This is a genomic window from Paraburkholderia sp. PREW-6R, assembly GCF_039621805.1.
Taxonomy (GTDB): domain Bacteria; phylum Pseudomonadota; class Gammaproteobacteria; order Burkholderiales; family Burkholderiaceae; genus Paraburkholderia.
In genome coordinates, this window is record NZ_CP155075.1 from 170,143 (window position 1) to 185,671 (window position 15,529).

At 62.4% G+C, this 15,529-nt stretch carries 11 protein-coding genes; 7 read left to right on the forward strand and 4 right to left on the reverse strand.

Going from position 1 to position 15,529, the window contains the following annotated elements; all coding sequences use genetic code 11:
- Nucleotides 1–27 precede the first annotated feature (27 nt).
- Nucleotides 28–831: an MBL fold metallo-hydrolase gene (locus tag AAGS40_RS25405; protein ID WP_345817217.1), complete on the forward strand. Its 804-nt coding sequence runs from the start codon at nt 28–30 to the stop codon at nt 829–831.
- Nucleotides 832–1,485: 654 nt separating this feature from the next.
- On the opposite strand, the gene shiA is transcribed toward AAGS40_RS25405, so the two are convergent.
- Nucleotides 1,486–2,793, reverse strand: a complete 1,308-nt coding sequence (gene shiA, locus AAGS40_RS25410; RefSeq protein ID WP_345817218.1) for a shikimate transporter — start codon at nt 2,791–2,793, stop codon at nt 1,486–1,488.
- 459 nt (nt 2,794–3,252) lie between these two features.
- Here shiA and AAGS40_RS25415 point away from each other — a divergent pair, with 459 nt between their 5' ends.
- From AAGS40_RS25415 to AAGS40_RS25440, 6 genes are all read left to right on the forward strand, one after another.
- Entirely contained in the window at nt 3,253–4,023 is a 771-nt protein-coding gene (locus AAGS40_RS25415) for an IclR family transcriptional regulator C-terminal domain-containing protein (protein ID WP_345817219.1), read from the forward strand.
- 1,137 nt (nt 4,024–5,160) lie between these two features.
- Nucleotides 5,161–6,276 (forward strand): metallophosphoesterase, encoded by a 1,116-nt coding sequence (locus tag AAGS40_RS25420; protein WP_345817220.1) that lies wholly within the window; start codon nt 5,161–5,163, stop codon nt 6,274–6,276.
- Nucleotides 6,273–7,526: an arsenic transporter gene (locus tag AAGS40_RS25425; RefSeq protein WP_345817221.1), complete on the forward strand. Its 1,254-nt coding sequence runs from the start codon at nt 6,273–6,275 to the stop codon at nt 7,524–7,526. Before AAGS40_RS25420 ends, AAGS40_RS25425 begins: the two co-directional genes overlap by 4 nt.
- A gap of 24 nt (nt 7,527–7,550) precedes the next feature.
- Complete coding sequence (locus AAGS40_RS25430; RefSeq protein WP_345817222.1) at nt 7,551–7,997, forward strand: DMT family transporter; 447 nt, start codon at nt 7,551–7,553, stop codon at nt 7,995–7,997.
- A gap of 173 nt (nt 7,998–8,170) precedes the next feature.
- Complete coding sequence (locus AAGS40_RS25435; protein WP_345817223.1) at nt 8,171–8,593, forward strand: hypothetical protein; 423 nt, start codon at nt 8,171–8,173, stop codon at nt 8,591–8,593.
- A gap of 486 nt (nt 8,594–9,079) precedes the next feature.
- Complete coding sequence (locus AAGS40_RS25440; RefSeq protein ID WP_345817224.1) at nt 9,080–9,769, forward strand: PTS sugar transporter subunit IIA; 690 nt, start codon at nt 9,080–9,082, stop codon at nt 9,767–9,769.
- 66 nt (nt 9,770–9,835) lie between these two features.
- Here the strand turns inward: AAGS40_RS25440 and AAGS40_RS25445 are convergent, their stop codons facing one another.
- Genes AAGS40_RS25445 through AAGS40_RS25455 form a run of 3 tightly spaced genes read right to left on the reverse strand, consistent with a single transcriptional unit; the run spans nt 9,836 to nt 15,358 of the window.
- Nucleotides 9,836–12,883, reverse strand: coding sequence for an efflux RND transporter permease subunit (locus AAGS40_RS25445; protein ID WP_345817225.1), 3,048 nt, complete (start codon nt 12,881–12,883; stop codon nt 9,836–9,838).
- On the reverse strand, nt 12,880–14,007 hold the full coding sequence (locus tag AAGS40_RS25450; protein ID WP_345817226.1) for an efflux RND transporter periplasmic adaptor subunit: 1,128 nt from the start codon (nt 14,005–14,007) through the stop codon (nt 12,880–12,882). The genes AAGS40_RS25445 and AAGS40_RS25450 overlap by 4 nt, the downstream gene beginning before the upstream one ends.
- Nucleotides 13,997–15,358, reverse strand: a complete 1,362-nt coding sequence (locus AAGS40_RS25455) for a TolC family protein (RefSeq protein WP_345817591.1) — start codon at nt 15,356–15,358, stop codon at nt 13,997–13,999. The genes AAGS40_RS25450 and AAGS40_RS25455 overlap by 11 nt, the downstream gene beginning before the upstream one ends.
- Between the last annotated feature and the right edge of the window lie 171 nt (nt 15,359–15,529).

The following is a 15,529-nucleotide window of genomic DNA, read 5'->3' on the forward strand; positions in this document are numbered from 1 at the left end:
ATCAACCACGTACAAGGAAAATACATCGTGACTCCCCCATCCATCATCACGATCCCGATCCTGCCGTTGGGCATGGTGCATTGCCACCTGGTTGTCGGTACAACCGGTTGCATCCTGGTCGACACGGGCACGCCGGGATCGGAGACGAAGATCGAGCGTGCGTTGAGGAAGATTGGCCGCGGCTTTCACGATGTCACCTTGATTGTCATCACGCATGCGCATACCGACCATGCGGGGTCGGCTGCCCGACTGCGTGAACTCACGGGCGCACCGATCCTTGCTCATGCGGCCGATCTGGACTACTACGAGCGGCGCAAGGAGATGACATACTGCGTCGCCCATTGGTGGGGACCGCTTTTCCTGCGCTCCGGGTTGCCTCTTGAGCCCTACCTGCCTTTCACGCCGGACATCCTGCTGCAGGAGAGCGCCAGCTTCGATCTGAGCGGCTATGGGATCGACGGGCTGGCAACGCACACCCCAGGCCACACGGCGGGCTCTGTGTCGGTCGAGCTGAGCAGTGGCGACGCATTGGTCGGCGATCTGGTGGCATCGGGTGTCTTTCTCGGGGGAATCATGCGCAAGCGCCACGCCATGCGTCCTCCGTTCGAAGACGACCCGAAAGCTGTCAGCGCAGCGTTGCTCGGCATGGTCGACGCGGGAATACGGCGCTTCCACATGGGCCACGGCGGTCCGCTGCCCGCCGAAGAGGTGCGTCGGCACGCCGGCTCACTGCAACTCCTTGCACCGGGCCGCAGATACGGAATGCAGGCGACCGGGTGCACCTGTTCCCAGCGCAAGCTGACGCGCATGGCGGACCAGGACTTCGCATGACGCGAGTCGGCGCCCTATCGAGAGCCCTCGACGGTTCCGGAACTGGAACGGTGTAGGCGAGCGCGGTTGAGAAACCGGGCATCACATCCTCGCGCCATGGACCCGACCGCTCAGTTGCTTCGCCGTACCTGGCTAGCCGAGTGTGACGGACCGTACCGCGGAGGCGCCGGCTTGCGCAGAGGGCAATGCGCTGAGTCCGATGCGCAGGATACTTCCACATCTGTCGCACTGACCGGTGACACTTTTCGTGGGTTTATCGCCAGGCCTGCCGCCCATCCGCACAGGGACGAGCGCGCCCCTCGTGCATATATTGCATTTTTGAGAACTTTGCACTTCAGATTCACATACGAAAGGCCACGTGGACCGGTTAAGGGCGCGCCGCCGCAGTACGTTGCAGTCGACATTCCAGTGGGTATTACGGCAGGCGGAATCCATACTTTAAGTCGTCATTCGACTCGTCGCGCGAACATCGTTAGTTCGCTGGACGGCGGCGCGCATCCGCCGGGCGAGTGATCGAGGGAACGCGTTCGCGATCACGACTTCAACCGCGATCTCCCCAACCATGTGACATGTGGCATCGCCCGCGTCAGCCGGGCTGATCGAGGCACGGAGGGCCCTTGGCATCCGATGCCAAAGGCTCCCCGCACGGTTATGTCAGTGTTTTTTCATCCGAGCGGCGACGACCAGAGACAGCAGGCAGCCGACCGCTAGATAGGCCGCCACCGGATGCCACGAGCCACCCGCGAAGCTGACCAGGCCGACGGCAATGAACGGCGTGAAGCCGCCGCCCACGACACTCGCGACCTGATAGCCGACGCCTGCGCCGCTGTAGCGATACTCGGTGCCGAACAGCTCGGTGAACATCGGCTGCTGCACGCTCACCACCATGTCGTGTGCGACGTTGGCGAGCAACACGGCGAAGACGACGATCCAGAGTGTTGAACGCGCGTCGAGAGCGAGAAAAAACGGCACGGCGCTCAGCATGCCCACGAGTGCGCCGACGATATAGATGCGGCGGCGTCCGAAACGGTCGGCAAGCAGCGCAAAACAGGGAATGGTCACGACGCTCACGACGCCCACCAGCAGACCGATGTTGAGGAAGAACTGGCGCGGCATGCCGAGATTGGTCGTCGAATAACTCAGTGCGAAAGCCGTGACGATGTACATCGTGAAGAGTTCGGCAAGACGCAGTGCGATGATGAGCAGGAAGGCTTTCGGGTGCTGACGCAACGCCTCGACGATCGGCAGGCGTGCGCGATGACGGGGCTTTTCGACCTTTTCGACGAACTCTTTCGACTCTTCCATGCTCGAGCGTACCCACAGACCGATCAGCACGAGTACCACGCTGAAGACGAAGGGAATGCGCCAACCCCATGTTCTGAAAGTCTCGTTGTCCATCGTCTGGCTCAGGATCGACACAATGCCGGTGGCGAGGATCAGTCCGACGCCGTAACCCACCTGAACGCCGCTGCTGTAAAACGCCTTCTTTTTCTCCGGTGCGCTTTCAACGGCCATCAACGCCGCTCCGCCCCATTCACCGCCCACCGCGAAGCCCTGGATTGCGCGCAGTAACACGAGCAGCGTCGGCGCCCACCAGCCGATCGTCGCGAACGTCGGCAGGAAGCCGATTAGCGCGGTCGACAGTCCCATCATCATGACGGTCAGCACCAGCATGCGCTTGCGTCCGAGCCGGTCGCCGTAGTGCCCGAACACGAAGCCGCCGAGCGGGCGAAACAGGAAGCCCACCCCGAAGGTGCCGAAGGCGGCAAGCGTGCCCATTGCCGGACTGATTTGCGGAAAGAACTCACGGTTGAAGATGATGGCGGCGACGATGCCGTAAAGCAGAAAGTCGTACCAGTCGACCACTGCGCCGACAAAGCTGCCCAGCGCTGCTTTGCGCGCGCGGCTCTTGTCGGAGCGGACGAAAGTGGTGGCTTCGGAGGATTGAACGGCGAATGTCATGGCGTGTCTCGAATGTGTTTCGTTTAAGCGTCCGGCTAATGTGGTCGGCAAAGGCGCTTGCCGGGCGAACGCTGACTCCAGAATAGGGAACTGTCTTGAGCCGGGCAATACTTTAACGGAGGTCACGGATCGATGATCGAACGACAGTGCGCGATTAACGCTCATTTCGAGGGATAGCACCAGGCTCCGACGGTCGTACGGACGCCGCGCGTAGAAGCGGCGTCGGCAGGTCTTCATCAGTCTGTCGCAGACAGCCGCGTGCTGCGCGATTGCACTGACGTCAACGGGCAGCGGATCACAGGCTCTCAGGACGAGAGGCGACGCGTTGATGACCAGATCAAAAGCCGTGCGGATTGCCATCCGCCGGCCAAAAGGCTCGGCGCGCAGGCACAATGCAACGCGTTCGCGCGATAATCGCACACAGTGGTGCGCTCAATGCACAAAGTGAGGGTTCTCTCCATGACGAGACCGCAGTTGGACAAGCGTGACTGGATCGCCGGCCTGGAGAAAGGGTTGGCGATTCTGGAGGCGTTCGACAGCGACCATGCGCGCATGACGCCCACCCAGGCGGCAGCGCGAACCAATATGACGCGCACGGCGGCGCGCCGATATCTGCTGACGCTCGAGCACCTTGGCTATGTGCAGGGAGATGGCAAGCAGTTCGGTTTGACGCCGCGCGTGTTGCGGGTTGGGTGGTCGTACTTCGACTCAGCGCGTTTGCCAAAGCTGGTTCAGCCGTATTTGCAGCAGTTGAGCGCGGCGATCAGCGAGTCGGTGTATGTCAGCGTACTCGACGAATGGGAACTGGTGTTCATCGCGCGCAATGGCACGTCGCGCGTAATGACTACGGGCTTCGTGCTCGGCGCGCGCGTGCCGGCACCGCTTGCTTCACCTGGCGTCGTGCTGCTCGCGTACAAACCCGATATGGATTCCGTGCGCGAATGGCTCGACGGTACCGAACTGCTTCCTTTTACGCCGCATACGTTGACGAACAAGACACGTCTGATGGAGACGATCCGTCAGGCGCACGCCGATGGTTTTGCCGTGATCGAGCAGCAACTGCAGATCGGCATTCGAGGCATCGCCGTTCCGCTCAAGAACCGCCACGGCGAAGTCGTGGGGGCGCTCAGCACGAACATGCCGATGGGTAAGGAAAAAACCGAGGCCGCTTTAAGCCGCGTATTGCAGCCTTTACAGGACACGGCACTGGCGTTGCTCAACGTCATCTAGCTTGCTGAAGGCGAGCAGTGGGAACGACCGTTGCACCGCCACGGGCACGATCCGCAGCATCACGTTCAGACCCGCGCAAGTCAGTTCGTCGCTTCGAGATCGTAGCCATGCAGTTCCATGCGCGGCCGACCGAGCCGGACGGTGCGTCATACGGCGGCATCGACACACGGATTACGCCTGCTTCTTCACGTTGTCGAGTACGTCCGGCATACGCGCCCCGGCGCGTGGCCGGACACTGCCACCCTGCCAGCGAACGACAGCAGCGCTGCGCACAGGCGGCGCTTGAACGTGGTGAAAATGGCCGGGCCTTAAGCTTCCGGCTGGCGGTCCGTCGTAACATGTAACCTCCATTCCGGAGGCGCAATGACAAGAAACATCTTACCGGCTTTAGTGTTCGTCCTCGCGGGATGCACGACCGCTACGATGCCGGTGTCCAGCACGACATCGGGCGCGGCGAGTCAACCGGCTACGTCAACGGCTCCCGCATCCGACCAGGCAGATCAGGCACGTCCCGAGGTTCCTCACAGGAATCCAAAAATGGATGGGCCACCGGGTTATTGATGCCCTCCGCTGCACCCCTCCACGAAATTTTTTTCACCGGATAGCGCAGTAATGTAGGCAGAAAGTGCACGAGGCTCAAGGCCGCCGGCTGCCTGTAAGCAGTTCCTCGGTCCGTAAGCGTAGCGTCGCCGGACTGGCTGTTCCGGCGCTTCCCCATCCATAACATCCGTACCCCTAACGATTCAATGATGCAACCGTTTGCAGGTGGCATCGTACGTGTGACTGTCGAGCCGTGGGAATGCGTCGGCGTCACCGCGGCCGTCCACGAGGTGACCGGCCCTGCGCGTTCGGCGCTCATTCATCCCGACAGTGTCAGCGAAGCGGACATACGCTGTCGGGTTTCTTGACACATCGACTCGCTTCTCATCACTTACGCCTTGAGTCAACAGGCGTTCTCGCATGGCATGGCCTTTGCAAATGACTCGTCGCTACGCGAAGGAGGGCGCACGTTCACGTGTGGCGCCATGGCGTAAAGAACCGGCGCGGACGCACGATCGAGGCCGAGGGAAATAGCCGACCTTGTCGACGCGTCCTAGTTGGGACGACGGGCTTGTACCTTACCTAAGGAGCAATGTCATGCTGAGTTGGGTGCATTTCGGAGATCTGCATGCCTCCAGTGAGGATAACTACGAGAGCCTCGCGCATCTGAGGGCAATGGTGCGGCTCGTGAATCGCCGCCTCGCCGACCGTGTCAATTTCGTATTCCTGCCGGGAGATAACGCGAATAACGGGATGCCGGAGCAATTCCAGCGGATCTCCGGGGCATTGTCGGATCTGAAGTTGCCGTTTCACGTGATCCCCGGCGATCACGATTTCGAGCCAGGCAGTCTGGACGCATTCAATGCGTTTGCCAACGCCCTGTTGCCCGCGTCGTGCGTCGTGAATGGCCATCGTTGCATCTTTCTGGACGTGGTATCGGCGGGTCGTGGCGGCCCCGACTTCCGGCTTTCGGATTCGGACCGCCAATGGCTCGAACGGGAACTCGATACCAGCGCCCGAGATCCCGAGCCGCCGGTCGTGTTCATGCACGCTTATCCCGGCGATGTCGCCGACGGGCAGGCGCTGGCGGAGGCGTTCGCACACGCCAAAGTCGCGATGGTGGACACCGGGCATACCCACTACAACGAGTTGCTCAACGACGGCTTCGTCGTCTACGCGGCCACGCGGTCCACCGGACAGATCGAGGAAGACGAGGGTCGTCCGGGGTTTTCCGTCGCGGCAATCGATGGCGGGGTCGTGAGCTGGAAGTTTCACCCGCTCAATGCCGCGTCGCCATTCGTCATGATTACGCGTCCGTCCGACTGGCGGTTACATCGCCGGCGTTCGACGCAGGACGCGACCGGCAATGAAAGCATTCGTGTGCTCGTTTCGGATGATGAGGTCGTGTCCGTCACCGGGACGCTCGGCGGCATGCCTCTCGAGTTTTCGCCCAGCGCGTGCGAACCCGGAATCTGGCATGCCACTCCGCCAACGGGCAAGGTTAGCCACCGGATGCCGTTGACGGTGACGGCCCATACGGCTGATGGACGGATCGGCGAGGATTCGATCGCACTAGCGGCAACGGGCAACGCGGGCGGAGAGATCGAACGCCGCGGTGCGCTCGGCACTGACGCGCACGCCGTCGAACCCTGGCCGGAGCACGGCATTCTCGGCTCGCAACTCGGACCTAACAAAAACGGACGTCATTGGTGAATCCTGTCTTTCTCTCATGGGGTATTGCCCTCGCCGCGACTGCCGGCGTCATTCTGCGGCCTTTTCGCTGGCCCGAGGCCATCTGGGCCGTGATCGGCGCGCTGCTGCTGGTCGCCCTCGGACTCCTCCCCGCCACGCTGGCGTGGCAGGCGGTGGGCAAGGGCACCGACGTCTATCTTTTCCTGATCGGCATGATGCTGCTCTCGGAGCTTGGACGCCGCGAAAAGCTGTTCGCCTGGGTTGCTGGGCATGCTGTCAACTACGCGAACGGTTCGCCGCGAAGGCTCTTTCTGCTGGTATATCTCGTAGGCGTCGTGGTGACGACGTTCCTGTCGAACGACGCGGCCGCCGTGGTCCTGACGCCCGCAGTGTTCGCCGCCGCGAAAAAGGCGCAAACGAAGCCGCTCCCCTTCCTCTATGTGTGCGCGTTCATCGCCAACGCGGCGAGTTTTGTTCTGCCGATTTCCAACCCCGCCAACCTCGTGCTTTATGCAAACCATACGCCAGCGCTCGGTCTATGGATGGCGCGGTTCGCGTTGCCTTCGGTGCTGTCGATTATCGCCACCTTCGTGATGCTGCGCTTTACGCAGCGTGTCAATCTCAGTGGGACATGCGCGCGCGATTTGCCCGTGGAACCGCTCGGAACGAACGGCAAGCTCACCCTGGCGAGCATGGGCGTGACAGCAGTCACGCTGCTCGTCGTCTCAGCGTTCGATCTCCAACTGGGGCTGCCCACGGCGGCTCTCGGCATCCTGACGGCGCTGATCGTGCTGATCAAGGAGCGGCAGTCTCCGGTTGAACTCGTGAGCCAGATCTCGTGGAGTGTATTGCCGCTCGTCGCCGGTCTTTTCGTGCTGGTCGAGGTGCTCGACCATACGGGCGTCATTCACGAACTGTCTGCTTTACTGCAGCAGGCTGCCGGACAAAATGCGTCGATGACGGCGGCGCTGTCCGGTCTGGTCATCGCCTTTGGAAGCAACGCAATCAACAATCTGCCTGCCGGGCTCATTGCAAGCGCGACGGCGTTGCAGGCCCACGCTCCCGAGCGCGTCATAGACGCTTTGCTGATCGGCGTAGACCTCGGCCCGAATCTGTCGATCACCGGCTCACTCGCCACGATCCTCTGGCTGTCGGCGATTCGACGGGAAGGCGAAGAAGTGAGCTTCGGGCAGTTCCTGAAGATCGGTGTGGTCGTCATGCTGCCCGCGCTCGTGCTGGCGCTCGCCAGCCGCCTGCTGACCGGGCATTAACGCTAACAGACGGAGATCAGACGAATGAGCAACGCGTGGATATATCCCTTCATCATTCTTGGCGGCATTCTCCAGGCCGCAGGCGCGCCCATTAACGGCGAACTCAAAAGAGCACTTGTCAACCCGTGGCTTGCGTCGGGCGTGTCGTTTCTGCTCGTCACGTTTCTCGCCATCGCCCTGTTCTGGATACAGCCGACGCCATTGCCCACACTCGACAACTTACGCAGCATGAAATGGTGGGCGCCGCTCGGCGGCATTGTAGGGGCAGTGGCGGTTTTCGCGGGCCTGACGCTCGTGCAGAAGGTCGGCGTCGGCACGCTCAACGGGTTGACCATCTGCGCGAACCTCGTCGCATCGGTCGCGATCGATCATTTCGGACTGGTTGGCGTAGACCAGCATCCTTTGAGTTGGCTGCGCGCGCTCGGGACATTGTTGATGGTGGCGGGAATAGCGCTCGTCATGCGATTCTAGAAACTGACTGTGACCATCTGCGGTGGATGACAGCGGCGCGCGCGCCCGACCGGCGAATCGTGCTGCGCGTGGCGCGGTTCGGCGGTCTTTACACGATATTGATACCCGCCACCCGTATTTTTGCAAACCTTAACGGTCTGATCGCATAGTCTGTCGAAGGCTTCTGATTAGAGATGACAGCCTTGAACTTCGATCCGACTCATGACGCGCAAGGCGAAAGCGAAGATATCGGTTCGCCCACGCCCGGCCATCCCCATCCGCGTATCAATGCGCACAAGACGCAACGAAGGTTTCGCATCGCCTTGGTGATCATGGCGATTCTGGCCGTGCTGGTTCCGACAGCAATCTTCGCATTGGTTGTCTACCAAAGCCATCAGGACGCGGCTTTGGGCCTGACTACGTTATTCAGCTTCATGATGTATTCACTGGCCAGTTGCAGGATTCGGGCGAGCGCGAAGCAGGCATTCAGGCATGCTCGTCGAGATGGCCATTTGACGTTCCTGACAGGAAAAACCGTCCGGGTTGCGCGAGCGTGTCCTTGTCGCTGGCTGGTCGTTCTACACCTCGGGTTCGAGGGTTTTTCGTCCCTCGACTGAGAGGTGCAACCGCAGGCCGTGTCGATTCTTCTTGACGGGAAATTTTTTTGTGCGAGCCCAGGTGCATCAATAAGCGGCTCGTCACTGCGCAAGAGACCACGCCCATGCCGGATGCTCTGACACGAACACAGAGAGGGGTGACGCATCTGCAGCCAGGTGTCGGCCGCCGGGCTATCCGGCCGCCCGGCATCGAGGAAGACTCCTTTCACGTGGTCAGTGTGCCTGTGCGCCACGCAGGCTTTAGTCTCGTGGACGTTCTTTCCGCCGCCGCTCACACGCATAGGCATGCCGACAACGCAAATCATGAAACTGATGTCACTTCTCACCTCTACCGCGAATGCCGGCCAGACTGAAGAGCGCGGAACTGACCGGACAACTGCGAGCGATGCAGCACGCAGTGTGATGATGCACGTCACACTCGAAGCCGTTCACGCGGCACCTTTGCGCCAGGCATTATCCCAGGACTGCGACGGTGACGGCTGGACAATGCGCGTTGCACCTGTGCCGGGTACCGAGCGCGTCAGGCTGTCGCTGTATCTGCCCAAACCTCACGTTGAGCGCGCGATGTCGCGCATCGGCGAACACGTGCCCTCCGCGGTATTCGACCGGATCGTACACATGCCCTTCGCGCCGTCCGACGCGTGGCGCGATCTCGCGCGGGTCCGCGCGGGCGAGCAGATTGCCGCGAGGCGGTTCGACGCTCAGAAAGCAACGCTTCGCTCCATACCGTCGATCCGCGATTTGCTGACGCCCGGGCAGATCGTGCTCGACCTCGAACTGCCCGGCCGCGGCGACCTGTTTCAATGGATCGGCGAACGGTTCGGCGGCATGACGGGCGTCGACGCAAAACAGATTGCGCTCGAATTGCACAGGCGCGAGAGCATGGGATCGACAGCGCTCGGAAATGGCTTCGCGGTGCCGCACTGCAGGCTGGATCATCTGCGCAGCGCCGCCGCGCTCTATGTACGTTCAGCCATCGCCTTAAATCTGGATTCGCCTGACCGCCTGCCGGTGGTGGACGCCGTTGTCCTGCTGGTGCCGGGCCGGGCAGCGTCGATGCATCTGTCACTGCTTGCCGAAGTGGCGCAACTTTTCAATGATGGAGCGTTTCGCAGCCGCCTGCGGGACTGCAGGTCTGTGGCCGAAGCGCACGCCTGTATCAAGGCAGGCGACTAGGCCCGGCGCGGGAAGTCGCCGTGGCCTTAAACCTTGGCCAGTCGCCGCACCTCGCGATAAACATCGCTACGCGTCTCGCTTCATCAGCAGTTTGAGCAGTACGGGTAATAGCAGAAGCACCAGTGGCAGTTGAACGATCAGCCCGGAAATGATCGCTACCGCGAGCGGCTGCTGCATTGCCGACCCTTGCCCAAGCGCAAACGCCAACGGCAGCAACGCCAGAATGGCCGCGATCGTGGTCATGGCGATTGGCCGCAACCGGTTGCGGCCAGCCGCGAGCAAGGCTTCTTCGAACTGCAGCCCCTCATCCGCGACGAGACCCTGCAACTCGGATACATAAAAGATCGCCACTTCGGTGACGATGCCAATAATCATCGTCATCCCCATCATCGCGGAGATGTTCAACTCGATGCCGGTGATCCACAAACCGATAAACACCGCACCTGCTGCCAGCAAAGGCATCGCCATCACGGCCAGCGCAATGCGGAAGCGCTCGTACAGAAACAGCAGCAACCCGAACACCAACGCGATCGCGGCGCCGAACACCGTCAGCAGACCTTTGAAGGCGATCTGCTGTTGCTGATACAGTCCGCCCAGCTCGTAATACACGCCAGTCGGCAACAGGCTCTTGTCGCTCAGTGTTTTCTGCACGTCGACGATCGTCGAGCCCAGATCGCGACCGTCGATTCGTGCCGTCACGGCCACCATCCGTTTGAGGTTGTCACGGCTGATTTCCGGCTGGCCAGTCACGGTCACCTGGTCTGCAACACGATTCAGCGCGAACAGATGGCCGTCCGGCGCGCGGATCTGCAACTGTCCCAATTGCGTATCGGTCAGTGTCAGTGCCCCGGCAACGCGCACACGCACACCCACGGTCTTCGGCCCATTCTGGAATTGCGTGGCAACATTGCCTTCCACCATGTCGGACACCGCCTGCGCAATCGACTGCGGATCCATGCCCTCCGCCGCCGCCGCCTCCGGCAAGATGTGCAACTCCAGCGCATCCCCGGCCGGGTTGATGCCGTCGTTGACGTCCACCACGCCTTGAATCTTGCCGATCTGCGCGGCGACTTTGCGCGCGGTGGTGGCGAGCGTGTTCTGGTCGTCGGAATAGATCTTGATCTGCACCGGTTGCGGCACCGCGGTCAGGTCGCCGATCAGGTCTTCCATCAGTTGCGCGAGCTCAACGCTCACGCCCGGCACCTGTGTCTCGATCTTCGAGCGGATCTCTTCCATCACCGTCTCGATCGGCTCACGGCCGCCCGATTTCAGCCGCACGAAGAAGTCGCCCTTGTTGGGCTCGTTCAGGTCTCCACCGAGACCGGCGCCGGTGCGGCGCGAGTAGGTCGCAACGTTCGGATTCGCGCGGATGATGCCCTCGATCTGCTTCATCAGCCGGTCGGTCTCCGTCACAGAGGTGCCCGGCTCGGTGTGATAGTCGAGCACGAAACCGCCCTCGTCCATGCTTGGCATGAAACCACTGCCCACACGTGTAAACGCGAACGCAGCCACGACGATCAGTGGCAGCAGGCCGAGAAGCACGAGAATCGGGCGTGCCGTCACGCGCTCGACCAGAACGCCGTAGCGCCGGTTCATCCAGGACGCGAAGCGGGTTTCCTTGTGCTCCTCGGCGTCTCTCGGCTTCAGCCACCGGTCGCACAGGATCGGCACAGCGAGCCACGTAACGAAAAACGAAATGAACAGGGCGCTGGCCATCGTCACAGAGAGCGCCTTGAAGAACGCACCCGTCACGCCTGACAGAAACGCTAGCGGCACGAAAATGATCAGTGTCGCCGCCGACGATCCGGCAAGCGGCCGTGTGAATTCAAGTGCCGCCGCCATCACACGGCCATGGAATTTGTGCGCCCCGCCTTCGCGCATGCGTCGCACGATGTGTTCGATCATGACGATGGCGTCGTCGATGACGAGGCCAACCGCGGCGGCCATCCCGCCGAGCGTCATGATGTTGAACCCCATGCCGAACACGTCGAGCAGCAGTATCGTCGCGGCCATCACGACAGGCACCAGCGCGACGGCGATCGCGGTGATTTTCCAGTTGCGCAGGAAGGCAAACAGCGTGAACGCGGCCAGCACCACCCCGATCATGATCGCATCGCGCACACTGGTCGCCGAGGCGATGACCAGTTCGCTCTGGTCATACCAGTTCGACAGCTTCACGCCGGCAGGCATCTGATGCTGGAAGCCGGCGAGCTTCGCGCGGATCGCCTTGGCCATCGCCACGCTGTTCGCGCCGGGCTGCTGATAGACGTTCAGTAGCACGGCATCCTGGCCGTCCGCGGTGACGCGCATCCATTGCGGCGCGACTCCCTGCCGGACCGTCGCAATGTCTCCGAGCCGGATTTGCGTCGCGCCGTTGGCCGCGACCACCACGTTGCGCAGTTCGTCGAGCTGTGTGATCGTGGTGTTGGCAATCACGAGGTACAACTTGTAGTGATCCTCGATACGGCCCATGGCCATCAGCACGTTGCTCGCACTGATCGCTTTCGCGACGTCGGCGATCGACATCTTGTAGGCAGCAAGGCGCGCCGGGTCGATCGCGACTTCGAATTCGTCCTGCGCGCCCCCGGTCACCTCGACGCGTGCCACGCCCTCTACGGACGACAGCAACGGTCGCATCTGGAATTGCGCCAAATCGCGCAGCGCCGAGAGAGACTGCTGTTTCGACGTCAGGCTATACGCAAGCACCGGGAACACAGTCGGGTCCATGCGCCGTACCTGCATCGAGGTGCCTTGCGGCAGCGTAGCCAGAATCTCGCTGATGGCCGACTGGGCCTGCAACGTGGCTTGCGCCATGTCGGTGCCCCAGTCGAAATTAATCGAGATTTCCGCCGAGCCGCGGCTCGTTCTTGACTCGACGTCGCGTACGTTCGGCACGCGGCGCAGCGCCTCTTCGACTGGCATGGTGACGAGCGTGGCCATCTGTTCGGCGGGGCGGTCGCCCGCGTCGAGCGAGACGACCGCGCGCGGAAACGCGACGTTCGGGAACAGCGAAATCGGCAGGCGAAACGCGGTCAGTGCGCCCGCGATCGCCAGCAGCGCGATCACGAACAGCAGCGAGCGTCGGTGCTTCTGCATCCATTGACCGAAGTTCATCGCGGCGCGCCTCCGCCCGAGCGCACCGTCATGCCGTCCTTCAATTCATAGTTGCCGCTGACGACGAGCCCCTCTGCGCCGTCGATCGGACCGTCCACGCCGTAACGGTCGCCGTTTTCGACCTGCATCACCACCGCCACGCGGTGCGCCTTGTTTTGCGGCGTAATCTGAAAAACGTACGCGCCATGGTCGTCTTTCAGTACGGCGGCGCGCGGTACGACCCAATGCGTGCCGCTACGCGTGGCGATGTCGGCGCTGACGCGCGTGCCCGGAATGAAGCCGCCTTGTCCGAGCGGGACGTTCGCGCCGACGTTGACGAGCTGGCTTTGCTGATCGACCGATGCGCCGACCAGTACCACGTGACCGTCCGCCGCGCTGCTGGCGAGCGAGGTAGAAAGGCCGTGCAACGTGACCGTGTCGCCGGCATGAATGGCGGACAGGTCAGACGGCTCGACGCCGAGCATGACATTCGCATGCGCATCCTTCCCACTGCCGCCAGCCAGTTGCAGGATCGCGGCGCCGGGCTGCACCTGATCGCCCTGTTGCGCCGATACCTGCAAGACGACACCGTCGATCGGCGCCGCGATGATCTTGTTACCGCTCGCGACACCCGTCTGGTTTTGCGCGGCAAGCGCCTGCCGGGCGTCCTCGGCAGCCTTGCGGGCCGTGGCGAGTTGCGATTGCGTGGCGAGCCCTTTGTCGTACAGCGATTGCGTGCGCGCCAGTTCGCCCAGCGCCAGCGTCACCGCGCTTTTCGCCTGACTGGCAGCGAGCACCGCCGCAGGGTCGGCTTGCGCGACAAAGAGCGGCGTGCCGCGCTTCACGCTCTGGCCAGCCTGCACACGCATCTGCACGATACGCGCGGTGTATGGAAGATTGACCGTGGTCAGGTTCGATGCGGATGCCGCGACGATGCCATACGCGCGGACCGGCTGCGCGATGACGGCGCGCTGCACCTTCACTGTCTGCACGGATACGACGGCCCGGTCGGCCGCATCGTCGCCGGCGGAGGCGCTGGCTGCACCGGCGGCATGCGCGCCGGCGCTCATCAGCGCGGCGCTGGCGAGAGAAAACGCGTAAGTGGCAAGGCGCTGCCGCCGCGCGGCAATTGGACTATTTCGCATGAGTGTCGGTGGAGGTCTGAGCGAATGAGAAGGCATCGGGAATCGTGCTACCCAGCAGCGCCTGCAAGCCGACACGCTGCTCGCCGAGCGATTCGCGCAGCGTGGCGACATCGATGCGTTTGGTGAGTGCGGCGCTTTGCGCATCCGTGTAGGCGCCGAGCACGATATCGTGCTGCGCGTAGGCCTCAGCCGCGTGTCGTGCGGCAACGTCGACATCGGGCAGCGCAGCTTCGGTCTGCTGTAACTGTCGAGAGAGAATCACAGTGTCCGCACGCATCTGGGCGACGTCGGCGTAGGCCTGATTCAAGCGTGACTGGTATTCATCGCGCAGGCGCTGACGCGTCGCCTGTTCGATCGCGATGTTGCCTCGATTCCGGTTGAAGATCGGCAGGCTCAGGTTGATCTGGAAGCCGCTGGTATAGATGTTCGAAGTGTCTCGCGCGCGCACGAAACCGACGGAAAGACTGGGGAACTGGCTGAGAATCGCAGCGCGGTATTTCTGCTCCTGCGCCTCATAACCCGCTTGTAAAGCGATCAGGTCCGGACGGCGTCGCGCGAGGTGGGCCAGTGCCGCGTCGAGCGTCGCGTCGGACAGCTCGGTGGCGTCGTCGTCGCCGGTGAGTCGCAACTGCACCTCCGGCGAGAGGCCGAGCAGCGCGTTCAGATCGTGATGCGTCTGTTCCACCGCCCGCTCGGTGTCGGTGTATTGCTTGCGTGCGTCGCTGTATGCGGTGAGCGCGGCGGTGAGTGTGTCGTCGGTGAGATTGCCGTCGCGGTGCGCTTCAGCCATGCGCTCGTAGCGCGTGCGCGCGAGGTCCCGCTGCTGTTGCAGCAGCGGCAGCGTGTCCTGCTGGAAGCGTGTCTTGATGAACAACTGGCGAGCCTGGGCAACGATTTGCCATTCCTGCCACAGCAGGCCGAGATCGGTTTTGGCCGCCGTCGCGTCTGCGGATTGCCGGTTCGCGCTGCGCAGCACGATCGCCATCACGTCGATGCTCAAACCGTAATTGAACGCGCGCGTGGCGCCGGCCGCGCCGGGGTAATCGCTCGACACGCTCAGTTGCGGGTCCGGCAGCAGTCCTGCTGAATAAGCTTGCGCCCGGGCGATGCCGAGATCATCACGCGCGAGCTTCAGGTCGGGATTGTTCGCCACCGCCAGCATCGCGACTTCGTCGATGTCGAGCCCGTCGGACGGATCGAAGCGATGTGCCGCCAGTTCAGGCAGCGGCATGGTGGACGGATCGATCTGGATGCGTTCCAGCGAATGGGCCGAGGTCGCCGTGTCCTGCGGTGAGAGCGGTTCGCGGTGATACCAGGCGCATCCGCCGAGCAGCATTGCGCAGACGGGCATGAGCAACAGCAGGCCTGTTGCGGGCGGAACCGTCGACCTGGCCGCCGCGGCGGCGTTGAAAACGGGCACAATCCGGCTCCTGAACAAGATGGAAGGGCGGCGACGAGTGTCGCAGAACGGACTTGGATTCTGCTGATGATGTGCTTAAGAAACGCTTAACCGGAAACAGGC

Bases quoted from the DNA above. Each gene is read 5' to 3' on its own strand.
- shiA (WP_345817218.1), bottom strand. From the start codon at position 2,793: ATGACATTCGCCGTTCAATCCTCCGAAGCCACCACTTTCGTCCGCTCC.
- AAGS40_RS25415 (WP_345817219.1), top strand. From the start codon at position 3,253: ATGACGAGACCGCAGTTGGACAAGCGTGACTGGATCGCCGGCCTGGAG.
- AAGS40_RS25420 (WP_345817220.1), top strand. From the start codon at position 5,161: ATGCTGAGTTGGGTGCATTTCGGAGATCTGCATGCCTCCAGTGAGGAT.
- AAGS40_RS25430 (WP_345817222.1), top strand. From the start codon at position 7,551: ATGAGCAACGCGTGGATATATCCCTTCATCATTCTTGGCGGCATTCTC.
- AAGS40_RS25435 (WP_345817223.1), top strand. From the start codon at position 8,171: ATGACAGCCTTGAACTTCGATCCGACTCATGACGCGCAAGGCGAAAGC.
- AAGS40_RS25440 (WP_345817224.1), top strand. From the start codon at position 9,080: ATGCGCGTTGCACCTGTGCCGGGTACCGAGCGCGTCAGGCTGTCGCTG.
- AAGS40_RS25445 (WP_345817225.1), bottom strand. From the start codon at position 12,883: ATGAACTTCGGTCAATGGATGCAGAAGCACCGACGCTCGCTGCTGTTC.
- AAGS40_RS25450 (WP_345817226.1), bottom strand. From the start codon at position 14,007: ATGCGAAATAGTCCAATTGCCGCGCGGCGGCAGCGCCTTGCCACTTAC.
- AAGS40_RS25455 (WP_345817591.1), bottom strand. From the start codon at position 15,358: ATGCCCGTCTGCGCAATGCTGCTCGGCGGATGCGCCTGGTATCACCGC.